Origin of the sequence: Falsihalocynthiibacter sp. CO-5D18 (assembly GCF_041205445.1) — a bacterium.
Taxonomy (GTDB): domain Bacteria; phylum Pseudomonadota; class Alphaproteobacteria; order Rhodobacterales; family Rhodobacteraceae; genus Falsihalocynthiibacter; species Falsihalocynthiibacter arcticus.
Map to the genome: position 1 here is coordinate 91,285 of NZ_JBGFCF010000002.1, position 13,671 is coordinate 104,955.

The window sequence follows — 13,671 nt, forward strand, 5'->3', positions numbered from 1 at the left end:
CACGGGGTTAAAAATCTAGTAAGTTTGGGGGATTTCGGCATGTGGGGAATGAACGCGAGTTTATTGCTTTTCTTTGAGCACATAAATACAGCGCAAATTTCCGTTAATAGAGCCAGAAGGTTAGGACATTTGAAATGGGTTGTGCGTAGAATCGGCACTAGGCGTCACACTCAGAAAAGGCCACCGAATGCACATTTCTTTGCACCTGCGGCTTTTGCTCGTTTTTATAGCTTTGCTTGGGACTGTTGGTTGCAAGCCGTTGACCACTGGAAATCTTGCGCAGACATATGTCAGTGACGGACTGGCATATCGTCAACAGATCCAACTCATGAAAGATGGAACTTATCGGCATGCAGTTTTTCAATCGATGGGCAATAGTGTCAGTACGCGCGAGGGCAAGTGGCGTGTTGAACGAAACGGTGGAGATACGCGCGTCCTCCTCGAAGGGTTTAAGTCCGTCGCCACGCATAGAGATTTCGCGGTCCATCGAGTTTGGGGCGTTAAGTTTCAAGAAATGGTATTCAATACGCGCAGAGGAATTTTTGGCACACTCATTATTACATCGGCCACCGATCCGCCCGTGGAGTACTTTAGCGTAAAATAGGGGGAGCTTGCAGGGTAAAGATTGTGTTTCGCCGCGCTTTCAGGCAGTTTACGGGTTCGGAAATGTGAGCCATTTACAGTTGCTATGGAGAGTGCGCGTGGAGACTGTGACACGTATTATCAGGGAGCATTCGTTGCCCCAACCCCAGCGGATTGTGGTTTTGGGCGGCTCTGGATTTTTGGGGCGTTCCTTGACCCAATCACTTGCGCAGGATGGGCATTCGGTTATTGCCGCGTCGCGTCGCCCCCTTTTGCCAACTGTCGAAAACCTAACATGTGTAAAGGTGGACTTCGCGGATACAACTGCCCTTGAAGAGATTGTGTGCAGCGCCGACACCGTGATTCAATTGGTAAACGGTATCAACCCAAGTACGGGGAATACCCAGTTAATTCAAGATATTGAGCAGGAAGTTCAGCCGCAAATTCGGCTTCTGGAACTCTGTGTCGCGAGTAAAGTGAAGCGTGTGATTTTCGCTTCGTCCGGAGGTGCAATCTATGGGAACGCTTCTGAATCCCCAACCAGTGAACGCGCCATTGCCATGCCAAGAAATTCCTACGGGATAGTTAAGTTGATGATCGAAAAATATATGGAGTTGTTCCGCATAGAGCATGGGATGGATTTCGTTACTTTAAGATTGTCCAATCCGTACGGGCCGGGACAAAATTTCCGTGCAAGCCAAGGTTTTTTGGTGCCGTCGCTGTTGGGTAAGATCCAGAATGGCGAAGCGATTACGGTGTTTGGCGACGGCAACGATAGTCGGGACTATGTCTATATTGACGATGTAGTCCGGGCATTTTTAAGCGCGGTTAATCTTGAAGGTTCCGTCGGACATTTGATCAATATCGGTGGGGGCGCACATCATACGGTCAACGAACTTATCGAAGTGATCGAAGACTTGCTCGGACGCCCCGTTGCTCGAAATCACGTTTCACGTCGAGGGTCTGACATTCCGCGAAGTTTTTTGGATATAGCCCAAGCCAAGACCTGCCTTGCTTGGCAGCCTCGCGTTAGTTTGCGAGAAGGGTTGAAACAGACCATAGAGAGCATGTCTCTGGTTTAAACACCGCTCCCGTTGCTATTTAACGACACTCCATTTGAATCTTTCCGCTCAGCGCGAAACGCCAGTTTCGCGGCGTGATTGCCTCGTAAGGCGCCAAATACACCTATATTTTGCCTCAAATTGGCCCAGATTTAAATTAAAACTGTATCAAAATAACACGTTCGAGCGCGTGAAAAAAAACGACCCCGTCAGTGACGTAAATACGTGGCTGGAAAATTTTGAGTACAGGCAAACCAATGACAATTAACGCATATGGTGCGTTGCGCACCGATACAACAATGACCGCCGATATGGCAACCTATGCCACCCAAGGCGCGACTTTTGTCATCAATGCCTACAGCCAGATCACGATGACCGATGGTTCCAACCCCGCGATCATTAGTGGCGACAACGTAATAAACGAAACCCCAAATGACGCCACCCAGACCTACAACGGTAAAGCGATTGCTTGGGACTACACCATTCTAGTTAATGATGGTGTGAACACTTATGAAATTGGCGTTGTCGACTATGACATCAATGGCAACGGGAGTTTCCAATACCCAGGTGCGGAGCAGGGCTATTTTCTGATGTTTTTGGACGGCCAAGTGCCGCCGTTGAACACGCCCCTCACTATTGGAGCCATCGTTGATAACGGCCCTTCAATTGATGTTGACACGGTTGTGCCCTGTTTTGTGCTCGGAACTTTGATCGGTACGCCGAACGGGCAACGGACGATTGAAAAACTGTGTGTTGGTGACGAAGTTCTGACGAGCGATCACGGTGCACAGCGTATTCGCTGGATTGGGTCTTATGAGCTTGGACCCGAGGAATTAGCTCAAAAAACCAAGCTAAGGCCCATCAAGATCATGGCCGGCGCGCTTGGACTCGGGCTTCCTGAAAGCGATTTGCGTGTGTCACCACAGCATAGGATGCTGGTGCGCTCGCCCATTGCTGCGCGGATGTTTGATGCGGCAGAAGTCTTGGTGCCCGCCCACAAACTCGTGGACCTGCCGGGAGTTTTTGTCGACAATGAGGTGCAGAGGGTCACCTATTTCCATATCCTCTTTGATCAGCATGAAATCATTTTTGCACAGGGCGCTCCTGCAGAAAGCCTGTTGCTTGGGCGTGAGGCTCTCAAGGGGGTTGGTGTCGCGGCTCGCGAAGAGTTATTTGAAATATTCCCTCAATTTTTGACCTCTAATTTTGCACCTGTTCCAGCACGGCACATTGCCAAAAAGGGTAAAGTTATCGCCAATATGTTGCGCCGCCACATAGTTAATAACAAACCACTCATCGCCGTTCAGTAGCACCTAGAAGGTGTCTGCGCCACGCGACCTACAGTATCCTTGACCTCGCAACCGCTTCCATGTACCTCACGTAAACACGTTTGTTTTCTGGAAGAATGATGATTATTTCCGACATTTCAAAGCCATGTTTGCTGTCTTTGCCGAATTTCTCGGATGCCAGAGGACAGCTTGGCGTTGTAGAGTCTGGTGCGCTCCCTTTTGAAATTAAACGGTTCTATTATTTGTTTGATGTGCCGCTTGGTGCGCAACGGGGCGAGCATGGTCATAAGCAACTTCAGCAGGTCATGATTTGCCTGCACGGTAGTTGCACTGTGACCTTGAATGATTCAAAAAGCACCACTGAATACAAACTTACGTCGCCAGATGTCGGTCTATATGTGGCCCGAGGATTGTGGCGTAGCCTGAGTTTTGATGCTCCGGGAACTGTGGTGGGCGTCCTTGCTTCGCGTCCCTTTGAGACCGACGATTATCTTTATACCTTTGAGGATTTTTTGGCGTGGAAGCAGCTGCAAAATCCCGTTAAATAGTGGATGCCATGAAGTACCCTTTTCTTGATGTTGGCTTTGGCTATCGTTCTTTGCAAAACGAAATTGATGCGGCTTACCAGTCTGTGATGGACTCTGGTTATTATGTCGGGGGCGGTCCCGTTTCCAAATTTGAGGCCGAATTTGCGGAATACTGCGGTGCTAAATATTGCGTTGGTATGGCGAGTGGTTTGGATGCCATCGGGTTTCCGTTGCGCGCCTATGGGATTGGACCGGGGGACGAAGTGATCGTGCCGGCTAACACGTTTATTGCGACTTGGCTGGCGGTTGCACAAGTTGGTGCGACGCCTGTTCCGGTGGATGCCGACCCGATCACGATGAATATGGACCTTTCATTGGTGCCTGCGGTCATCACGGAGCGCACGCGTGCGATCATGCCTGTGCATCTGTATGGCCAACCCGTTCCTTATAAAGGATTACGGGATCTGGCCGAAAAATATGACCTAAAAATCATCGAGGATTCCGCGCAGTCTCATGGGGCGTTTGACGGAAATCGTCGCACTGGTCAAATCGGGGATGTGGCAGGTTTTAGCTTCTACCCCGGCAAAAACCTCGGGGCATTTGGCGATGCAGGGGCGGTTGTTTCCGATGACGAAGACCTTATTGATCGCATTCGCGAGATGGGGAATTACGGCTCAAAGGTGAAATATCAGCACGATACGGTTGGCTATAATTCGCGCCTCGATACGCTTCAGGCGGCCATGCTTTCGGTGAAATTGCGCAAGTTGGATGAGTGGAATGCACGCCGTTCTCAAATTGCCGATATCTATACCACGACCCTTGCCGCGACACCCGGCCTCACATTGCCCGGCGTTGCCGATGGCGTCGGGTCGGTGTGGCATCTCTATGTCGTGCGTCACGAAAATCGCGCCGGATTGCAAGAGGCGCTGGCAAAAGTTGGTGTGCCTTCGGCAATGCATTACCCAACTGCAAATCATCACAGCGGCGCGTTTAAAGCGGAGTTTGGGGCAATGTCTTTCCCCATTACCGAAGAGATTTGTCGGACATGCTTGAGTCTACCGATCGGGCCACATCTGTCTCTTGAACAGGCACAAGAAATTGCGACAATCGTCGACAATACTGCGCGTACTCTGCCGTAAACAAGCTTTGGGATACTAAATGGACCTCCGATCACCTGATTCTCAAGATTTTGATCTAAAAATGCAGGGCGAGGGGTCTGAAGCCGCGCAAAATCTACCTCGTAAGCTGAATTTGCTTTTGTTGGGCGCAATGGATGCGGTCGTGGATCCAGCGAGCCGTGCGCAAGTGTTTTTGTCAAAAATCGATACGGCCTGCGGCGAATTTGCGGCGCAACTGCGTGATGAATATACGGTCGCGCCCAAACGCGTAAGTTTTGACAAACAGACAAACGTTTATCTTGTCACCGAGGTTTATCAAACGGGCGGTCACCGAACGCTTCTAAGGCAACTCATTGCGGCGCGTCCACGTGAGCGGCATATCGTTTTGTTCACGGGTACATTTGAGAATAAACGTGACTTTGGTTTGCAAGAGGTTGTCGAGGCGGGTGGTTTCCCGATCTATCCCGACAAGACGCTTGGGCTTTTTGATCGCTTGTTGTGGCTGCGTGACAAACTGGCTTCCTTTACCGCGCGCCGCCTGTTTACGCTGCACCATCCAGAGGATGTACTCGCGGCAATCGCTTTGTGCGATTTTGATCGACCAAACACCTATGTCGTCCATCACGCGGATACCACCGCGAGTGCGGGTGTTGATCTGGCAGCGGCAAAGCACCTCGCCATCCGACCTGAGCAGCAGAAACGTATTCAGGAAATGCGGCCGGATCGCGAGGTCTATTCCTTTCCGCTGGCGTTTAATCCTGAGCACATAAAACTGCGTAATAAAACGGCGCGCGCGCGGCTTGTTTCCAAAAGCAAAGGCGTCGCGCGGGTTCTCCTTCGGCGGCCACGCGTGTTTCCCCGTGCTGGTGCATTCATGACGGCGACCTGCGGCGGGAGCCATAAGTTCAATCTTGACGGCCCGTTAGGTCTTCCCGAAACCATTGTGCGCATATTGCGCGCGACGGGCGGTCAGCACGTCCACATCGGACCCGTCACCGACGCGCTAAAAACCCGTCTTGAGCATGCTCTCCTCTCGGCACAAATTCCCCCTGAGAACCTGTCGATTGTTGGCGAAGTTCCTTCCGTCGCCCAAGAGCTGATTGCAAATACCGTCGATCTTTTTATCTCGTCATTCCCCGTTGGCGGGGGTTTGACCATTGTCGAGGCGGCCTACCTTGGAATACCTGTTGCGATCTATGGCGGTGGTTCCGATGAAGTTTCCCACTACCTTTCTGGTGCGACCCATGCCCCCTCCGACACACTAGATTGGATAACCGCGCAAGAGTTGGAAGACAAACTTCGGGCGCTGATGTCCGATACACCGGATGTTGTCAGTAGCGTCGCCAGTGATGCGCCAAAGTATATTGCAAGATCAAATCTTGGCAAACCAACAAAAGCACGGTTGGGCCGTATGGCGGTATCATCGCGCCAGTGGTTTGTCTCAAACGGGTCGCCCGAAAAATTTAGCCGCCGTCTCAATGCGATCATCGGACTGTGCGAAGGGCGCCACCGTGCCCCGCTCAACGTGCCGCGTGACCAAATTATTGCGATGCTTTTTGATCCGCAATACTACCTCAGGCGCTATCCGGATATTGCCACCGCGGGAGTTGACCCCCTGCAGCATTTCTTGTCGAACGGCGAAAATGAGTTGCGCAGCCCAAACCCCCTTTTCGACGCCAATTACTATTTGTCCAACCTGACGGTTCAGGAGCGAAAATCCGCAGCGGCGGCTCCCTTGATGCATTATGTTTTGCGCGGTGAAGCGCAGGGATATTTCCCCCATCCGCTTTTTGACCCCGCCTTTTGCAAAGTCTCAATCGAGGAAACAGGGGCGGGTGATCCCGTCAAGGGAAACATTCTCGCGCAGTATTTGCAGCGCAGCGACCAAATTGCGCCGCATATGTTTTTTGACCCGCGTTATTATGTGCGGCAAATGCGACTACCGGTTAAAGGTCAGCCCCTCTTGGCACATTTCCTTGAAAGTGGCATTCAAAAAGGAACCTGCCCGCATCCGTTGCTGCATCCCGCGTGGCTTTCGCATGATCCCGAAGTACGCCCAGGCGCGCTCCTACAGTTTCTGACACATCAGGAGATGGGGCGCGATCAAGCCAAAGTGTCAGGCCTTTTTGAGCCTGCGTATTTCTGTAAGGATCAGGACTTGGCGCGCTATATTCTGGCCGCGCCAAACTCGCTTTGGGCGCATCTCATCGAAGGCAATCAAATCGGTCGTGATCCGCATCTTTTGATTTCGGTTGAGCATGTTGTGCGGTGTAGACCAGACACATTGAGAACGCAGGAAACCATTGTTCAACTGGTCGCCACGAATAAACTGCACGCTGATACCCATCCGTTGGTTCAAAGAAGCCATATCCTCACCCAAGCGCCTTATGCGGCTAATATTCACGGGAGCATCCTTGAGTTTTTCCTCACGAATGGTGCATCTTTTGCGATTGATCCGCACCCGAATTTCTCGACACAATACTATCTTACGCAATACCCTGATGTCCACGAGCCAGGGGGTAATCCGCTTGAGCATTATTTGAGTTTTGGCCAATTTGAGGGGCGACTCCCGCACCCAATGTTTGAAGGGAATGCCGAGTTTGAGACCGCACAGGCGGATAGTTCTCAAGCGTCGCCGCTCCTTTGGCTTTTATCCCAAGGGACTCCGCATTTTCACTCGGCCCCACATGGCAGTCCGGGAATTCCAACCTTAGGCCGTGAAGCGGCAATTCGTTTCTTTAGGCTTGGGCAAGACAAAGAGTCCGCCTCTTTGCTCTATGCATCGATCCATCACGCCTCTAGTGCCGTTCATCCCACCCTCATTACTGAGGTTGTGCCCTTTAGTGTTGATCCCACGGACGCATCTGAGACGATTGAAATCTACCCTCAGGAAGCTGTCACCCTCCCGCGGCCATCAGTTGCATCCTATACCCATATTGCTCCCTCCAACGGCCAATATCTCGCACCCGCAGCGACAGCTTCGATATATTCGCACGCTACCTTGGTTGCGGGAAACGACGGGTTCTTAACGGATTTTGGTACCTGGGTTGATCACGGTCTTTTAAATTTCGATGTCGAAAAGATGTGTGTGAAGGAGTCCGGAGCCGTCGTGGCTGTGGAGCAGAACAGGATTCTCCTGCGCCGGTATTCGTCAGAAATGATTGTTGAAGACGGGATTTTTGCCTCAGGAACCTACAGCCACAATTATTTCCATTTTATCCTAGAAGTTATTCCACGTGTCATGTTGGCATGTGATATCGCGCCCGCGCATGTGCCGATCCTAACGGATGACGAAATGCCGTTTCAGCATTATCAAGCGCTGCGGTATTTCTTTCCAAATCGAGAAGTCGTTCGCCTGTCGCGGCATGTCTCTGTGAGCGTCAATAAGCTTTATGTCGGCAGCATGGCAAATATTGTTTCAGACTACTTTAACGAGGGTGAGTCTAGATTCGACACAGTCCGTTATCACCCCAAGATTATCCAGCGGCTCGCTAAGTTTGGGCTCTCTGAGGGATGCCTTGTGGGCGCAAAGCGCCTTTTTCTGGACAACGGAAGTGATGATCAGCGGGTCGCGAACTTTCCGAAAGTCAGGGAGGCGCTTAACCAGCAAGGTTTCGAAAATCATACCTGTGTCGACTTGCAATTCTCCGAACTGTTGCGCCTGTTTGCTCAGGCAGGTGATATCGTTGGCCAGAGCGACGCGCATTTGGCCAACATGTTGTTTGCGCCAAAAGGGGCGCGTGTGTTTGCGCTGCTTTCAAATACACCCGGGACGAATTACTATTATTGGAGCGCGCTCGGTGAATGTCTTGGTTCGCACGTTGTCAATATTGCTGGCCCACGGATCAAAAGCTCCGCAATACGCGGTGTTCAAGGTTTTCAAGGCGTTTACGAAGACTTTTTCGTTCCGGTGCCGCTTGTGACGCCATTTTTCTCAAAAAATACAGCGGGAAAGAGACTTGAGGGTCCCCAGATGTCGGCAATAGATTTGCTCGACGACCTTTTGGAGGCAAATAGCAACGCGGGTGTGCTCACGAGTTCATGGGGCCTTATCTCGAAACCAACTCCGGAGGGTTTCAGCGACCGGTTGGTCGCAATGCGTCGCCAATTGTTGGACCGTCTACAGAACGCCTCCCTTGACGAGGTTCAAGATTTATTGAAACACAGATTTTTCACAGATTATTGGGCGAATATCTGGTCGGGTTTCATTGCGTTGCAAGAGCATAATGCAGATGAGCTTGCGGCTATTGAAGACATAAAAGCCTACTTTTCAAAAGCGTCAAAGCAAGTTGCTGGCGATTTGGCCCAGGAGCCTGAGGTCGACGAAGAATTTGCGCGGATGCTTGCACTCGCGATGGTCCTTGTCCCAACTTGGAAGTTGCCTCTGGTTTCTGATTTGAGATGCCTAGAGCCTTCTGTGCAAGATCTATACCTTATGTGGCTGACGGCGCTTACTTATCCGTATCTTGAGGGGGAAGACGCAATTTACGTCGCTTTTGCCACTCGACTGCTGGATTGGCTCGCAGTTCATCTTGATGAAAGCCGGCCAATCAAGCAGCGCGAAAAGATCGCCGAGGTCGCGTCGCGCCTCGATTTAGGGCAAATGTTCCTCATCGATCTGCCCTTCGGTGACGTGCTGTTAGCCCGCAACAGATTGTTGGAGCATCTCGCAGTAGTCAGCGATACACCACCCCGATCAACAGTGCGCCCGATGGATATGTCGCAGGGGCGCATGCGGATAGGCGTTCTATGTCGTACCTTTGTTAAAGGCCCCGACAGTGAGGCTGTTGTCGCATTTTTCAAAAGCTTTGATCGCACTAAGTTTGAGGTTTTCGCCTACTCGATGAATTTTACGGACCGCGTCGTTGCGTCGGACAATAAATTCGACGAATTGTTTGACACCGTGATTGATCACCGCCGAGAGTTTTCAAGTAATGCACATGGGATGCGGGAACGGCTGCTTGCCGACGATCTGGATGTTTTCCTCTATGCGAATGCAACTACTTTTGGTGTAGGCGAACCAGAACTCGCGCTCTTTAATCGCATTGCACCGCTGCAAATGACGTTGAATTCACATGTTCCTATTGCGCCCGGTTTTGACTCTTTTGACTATTGCCTGACGGGTCTTAGCGATGATCCCAAGTTCGATATTTCAGATGCCGCTCATCCAGAGCGCATTTTGCGGGTGGAGGGGCCGGTCATCAATTACATTAACTCCCTGACCCCGAAGGCCACCAAGGCAATTACACGTGAGACCCTTGGCCTTGCCGACGATGACGTCGTTATGATCAACGCTGGGGCCTGTCAAAAAAATCGTAGAGAATTTCTGTTGACGATGTTGCGTGCGTTGGTGCGGGTTCCCAAAGGCAAGTTGCTTTTGGCGCCGTATAACCCCGGATGGGCGGGCCGTAGCCAAGCGTTTGCGTTCAATATTCAAGTTGCGGAGGCGGCCAAGGTGGTCGGCGTCTCCCTTGATCGGATCATAATCCTGAGCGAAATGAGCGTTGCCGAAGCTGAAACCGTTTTGTCCTTGTCTGATATATATTTGTCGTCCTTTCCGCATGGGGGAGCGACGATGACGCATCTTTCTTTGATCTACGGAGTTCCGCCGGTCGTTTTGCGTCGTAGATCCACGCGCTCGATCGACCAATTCCTCGTTGGATCCCTTGGGTTTGAGAAATTGCTTGCCAATACGCCAGATGAATATGTGGAACTGGTTGGAAAGTTGGCGGACGACACCGCAGGGCGTCGGAAGCTTGGAGCCGACATCAAAGCGGCTGCGAAGCATCCGGTATTTGTGGCGAGCGAGGCCTTCTCAAAGTCGATGGAAAAGACAGTCCTCAATTGTTTGGCGGAAATAGAAAAGCGAAGTATTCAAATCGACACGGGTGAGGTCTAGCCGCCACTTTCGAGTTCCTCTCCGCGATCTGCCTCGCAATTTGCCCTAAACACGCGCCTCATCGGTGCGTCGCGTCGCGCCAAGTGTGGGCGCGCCACCCGAGCTCTTCCTAGAAAACGCTGAACCCTCTTACGCGAACCATGCGCCCGAAGCACGGCGCGCGGCAAAGCATGGATTCTTATGTAGTATTCGCCAACTTTTGGCACCGTCAAATCCTATTGCAAGGTTGACAGTGAATTTATTAATGTATACCTAAAAATATACAATGAGGAAAACGTCAGGGAGGACGTAATGAAAAACACATTTATTAAATTCGCAACCGCAACCGCAATGTTGGCCGCCATGGGGGCCGCTGCAACCGCACAAACTGTCTTGAAGTTTAGTCACACAGACAACCCAGGTGGGTCGCGTCAAGCAGCAGCAGAAGTTTTTGCCGAGAAAGTCGCGGAGTATACGGAAGGCCGCTATGAAGTGCGGATTTTCCCTTCAGGCCAACTCGCAAACGACCCAAAAGCGATTGAGCAACTTCAGCTTGGCGGGATCGACTTTACGGTTTCGGCGACGGGGTCCTATGCGTCCCATCTTCCATCCCTCAACTTGACGGCTATGCCGTTTCTCGTGGATTCCTACGAGCAAGGCTGGGAACTTTATGACAACTCCGAGTGGCTAAACGGCGAGTTCGCGAAACTGCCCGAAAAAGGGTTCCGCGTCCTTTCAACATGGGAAGCGGGTTTTCGCAGCTTCACAACCAAAGAACCGTTGAATTCACCTGCCGACGCCGTTGGCGAAAAAATGCGTGTTTTCCCCAACGATATGATCCGTTGGACCATGGAAGCGATTGGGTTTCAAACCGTTGTGATGCCAATCACAGACGTATATCTCGCGATCCAACAGAGTACAGTGAGCGGCCAAGAAAACCCAGTGGATACAATTAAATCCCTGCGTTTCTATGAGGTTGCGCCAAACATCACGTTGACTCGTCACGTGTACAGCCCGCTTCCTTTGACGATTGCTGAAAAAACTTGGCAGTCCTTTTCTGAAGCTGACCAAGCTGCTGTGATGAAGGCAGCCGTTGAATCCGCCGCCTTTAGCCGTGACTTGGTGAAAAACTCGGTTGATAGTCAGTTGGCCGAAATGGTTGACGCTGGAGCGACCGTTGTTGTTCCTGTGATCGGGCCCTTCCGCGACGCGGTTGCATCAGTTTACGGCAAAGCGCGCGACGTTTATGGCGCCGAAGAAGTTGATAAGATCTTGGCCGATGCGGAAGCAATCCGCATTGCACTTCCAGCCAACTAAGTCACACAAATAATGTGACAGAGTCGGGGTCTAAGGGCCCCGACTTTTCTCTAAAGGAGGGGTCATGGATTACAGGTCAAAATATCCAGCGGGTTTGCGCCTACTGAGCAAATCAATTGACGGTGTACTTTTTTTGGGTGGAACGGCAATCGTTTCGCTCGTTTTTGTTAACGCGTTTCTGCGCGGGGCTGCTGGATTTGATTTGGCATGGTCCCTTGAAATCACCGCGTTTCTTCTGCTTTGGACGACGTTCCTTGGATGCGCCGCAGCAATCGCACGGGGCGCACATATGCGGGTCACCGAAATTGTTGATAACCTTTTCTCGCTGGTAATGCGTCGCCGCCTCGTTCTTTTCATCGACCTTGTCGTTGCCGCCCTATTGATCAGTTTGATCTACACGGGCTTCTCGATTTCGAGCCATACGTGGGCGCAAAAAACCACGGTCCTCTACTGGCCCGTTGGCCTTTTGTACGCGTCGATGCCGGTGGGAATGGCCTGCACGCTCTTGTTCCACTCTTTTAATATCGCAATTGACATGCGTACTCCGCCAACTGACCCGGATTTGTCATCGAACACCGAGGCCCAAATATGATTCTTCTTTTTGTCGTAGCCGTCTTTCTTGTGACGGTGTTCATGGGGGTTCCGCTTGTTTGGGCGATCCTTTTGACGGCGGTCCTTCCGATCCTTGTTTTCGACTTGGGCTATCCACTTCAAGCGCTCTATCTGAACTTTATCGGCGGTGTTGAACCCAACCACTTCTTGGCGATTCCGTTGTTTATCGTTGCAGGCGAATTGATGAGCCGTGGCGGCGTTGGCCTTCGGATTATCGGTTTTGCGCGGGCGGCTTTTGGCTTCATGCCGGGCGGTTTAGGCATGGTTGTTGTCGGGGCGTCGATGATTTTCGGCGGTATCTCCGGATCAGCGATTGCCGACAGTGCGGCCATTGGCTCCGTCATGATTAAAAACATGGCCAAGGAAGGTTATGACAAGGCGTTTGCAGCGGGCCTCGTGGCCGCAGCAGGCACAATTGGCATCATCATTCCGCCCTCCATTCCGATGCTCATCTATGGCTTTGTTGGCAACGTTTCGGTCGCCGATCTGTTCCTCGCGGGCATGGTCCCCGGTTTGATTTTCGGGCTCGCGTTTATGGGAGTGTGCTTTTACGTCGGGAAATCCACGGGCTGTGATCCGGGGGGGCGCAAAACGTCGCGCAAGGAATTGTGGAGCTCGTTTGTCGGCACGGCACCCGCGTTGTTTATGCCCGTTTTGATCCTTGGCGGGATCTTCACCGGTTGGGTAACCCCCACTGAGGCTGCGGCTTTGGCGGTGGTCTACGGGCTTATCGTAACGATCTTTGTGTATCGCGATTTCCACATTCGCGACCTTCCAAGCCTAATGATTGATGCCTTTGTCACCAGTGCGGTTGTGATGGTTGTGATTGGCGCAACAACTGTTCTTGGATGGCTCATTACGCTTGAACAAATGCCACAAATTCTGGTGGCCTTCGTGCAAGAAGTGTCAACCGGACCTTGGATGTTTTTGCTGATGGTTAACATTGTTTTGTTGATCCTTGGGTTGGTCCTCGACCCTGTACCAGCGATCCTCTTGACTGCGCCCTTGTTTCTTCCAACGGCACAGGCATTTGGCGTCGATCCCGTTCACTTGGGCGTAATTATGACCTGCAATGTTGCGGTTGGCCTGTTCACACCACCTGTTGGGGCCACGCTCTATGTGGCGTCGCGGATCTCTGGTGTGGGCGTACTTTCGATCGCACGGAAAATGGCGCCGATCTATTTGGCGGCCATCACGGCTCTTATGATCGTGACATATTTCCCAGCGGTCTCAATGACAGCCGTTCACTTGTTCCGCTAAGGGATAGGCGACGACTGACTGAGAGAA

The 13,671-nt window shown here is 51.7% G+C and carries 9 protein-coding genes; 8 read left to right on the plus strand and 1 reads right to left on the minus strand.

Annotation, left to right across the window (positions count from 1 at the left end):
• Positions 1-157: 157 nt before the first annotated feature.
• Positions 158-511, minus strand: a complete 354-nt coding sequence (locus AB9F27_RS02980; protein WP_335585045.1) for a hypothetical protein — start codon at positions 509-511, stop codon at positions 158-160.
• A gap of 226 nt (positions 512-737) precedes the next feature.
• Between AB9F27_RS02980 and AB9F27_RS02985 the strand changes: the two genes are divergently transcribed.
• The 8 genes from AB9F27_RS02985 to AB9F27_RS03020 all read left to right on the plus strand — a co-directional run bounded on the left by AB9F27_RS02985 (position 738) and on the right by AB9F27_RS03020 (position 13,644).
• Positions 738-1,664: an NAD-dependent epimerase/dehydratase family protein gene (locus AB9F27_RS02985; RefSeq protein WP_335585046.1), complete on the plus strand. Its 927-nt coding sequence runs from the start codon at positions 738-740 to the stop codon at positions 1,662-1,664.
• A gap of 236 nt (positions 1,665-1,900) precedes the next feature.
• A complete protein-coding gene (locus tag AB9F27_RS02990; protein ID WP_335585047.1) occupies positions 1,901-2,953 on the plus strand; it encodes a Hint domain-containing protein in 1,053 nt (350 codons plus the stop codon).
• Between the two features lie 98 nt (positions 2,954-3,051).
• The gene (locus AB9F27_RS02995) at positions 3,052-3,480 is read left to right on the plus strand and encodes an FdtA/QdtA family cupin domain-containing protein (RefSeq protein WP_335585048.1); all 429 of its coding nucleotides are present in this window, start codon (positions 3,052-3,054) and stop codon (positions 3,478-3,480) included.
• 8 nt (positions 3,481-3,488) lie between these two features.
• Positions 3,489-4,598, plus strand: a complete 1,110-nt coding sequence (locus AB9F27_RS03000) for a DegT/DnrJ/EryC1/StrS family aminotransferase (protein ID WP_335585049.1) — start codon at positions 3,489-3,491, stop codon at positions 4,596-4,598.
• 19 nt (positions 4,599-4,617) lie between these two features.
• Positions 4,618-10,476: a glycosyltransferase 61 family protein gene (locus AB9F27_RS03005; protein ID WP_335585050.1), complete on the plus strand. Its 5,859-nt coding sequence runs from the start codon at positions 4,618-4,620 to the stop codon at positions 10,474-10,476.
• Positions 10,477-10,767: 291 nt separating this feature from the next.
• Positions 10,768-11,772 (plus strand): TRAP transporter substrate-binding protein, encoded by a 1,005-nt coding sequence (locus tag AB9F27_RS03010; RefSeq protein ID WP_335585051.1) that lies wholly within the window; start codon positions 10,768-10,770, stop codon positions 11,770-11,772.
• A 64-nt stretch (positions 11,773-11,836) separates the two neighbouring features.
• Positions 11,837-12,364 (plus strand): TRAP transporter small permease, encoded by a 528-nt coding sequence (locus AB9F27_RS03015; RefSeq protein ID WP_335585052.1) that lies wholly within the window; start codon positions 11,837-11,839, stop codon positions 12,362-12,364.
• Positions 12,361-13,644, plus strand: coding sequence for a TRAP transporter large permease (locus tag AB9F27_RS03020; protein WP_335585053.1), 1,284 nt, complete (start codon positions 12,361-12,363; stop codon positions 13,642-13,644). Before AB9F27_RS03015 ends, AB9F27_RS03020 begins: the two co-directional genes overlap by 4 nt.
• Positions 13,645-13,671 lie beyond the last annotated feature (27 nt).

What these genes read in the sequence shown, in the direction of transcription:
- AB9F27_RS03020 (WP_335585053.1), top strand. Translation starts at nt 12,361, where the DNA reads ATGATTCTTCTTTTTGTCGTAGCCGTCTTTCTTGTGACGGTGTTCATG.
- AB9F27_RS03000 (WP_335585049.1), top strand. Translation starts at nt 3,489, where the DNA reads ATGAAGTACCCTTTTCTTGATGTTGGCTTTGGCTATCGTTCTTTGCAA.
- AB9F27_RS03005 (WP_335585050.1), top strand. Translation starts at nt 4,618, where the DNA reads ATGGACCTCCGATCACCTGATTCTCAAGATTTTGATCTAAAAATGCAG.
- AB9F27_RS02995 (WP_335585048.1), top strand. Translation starts at nt 3,052, where the DNA reads ATGATTATTTCCGACATTTCAAAGCCATGTTTGCTGTCTTTGCCGAAT.
- AB9F27_RS02990 (WP_335585047.1), top strand. Translation starts at nt 1,901, where the DNA reads ATGACAATTAACGCATATGGTGCGTTGCGCACCGATACAACAATGACC.
- AB9F27_RS03010 (WP_335585051.1), top strand. Translation starts at nt 10,768, where the DNA reads ATGAAAAACACATTTATTAAATTCGCAACCGCAACCGCAATGTTGGCC.
- AB9F27_RS03015 (WP_335585052.1), top strand. Translation starts at nt 11,837, where the DNA reads ATGGATTACAGGTCAAAATATCCAGCGGGTTTGCGCCTACTGAGCAAA.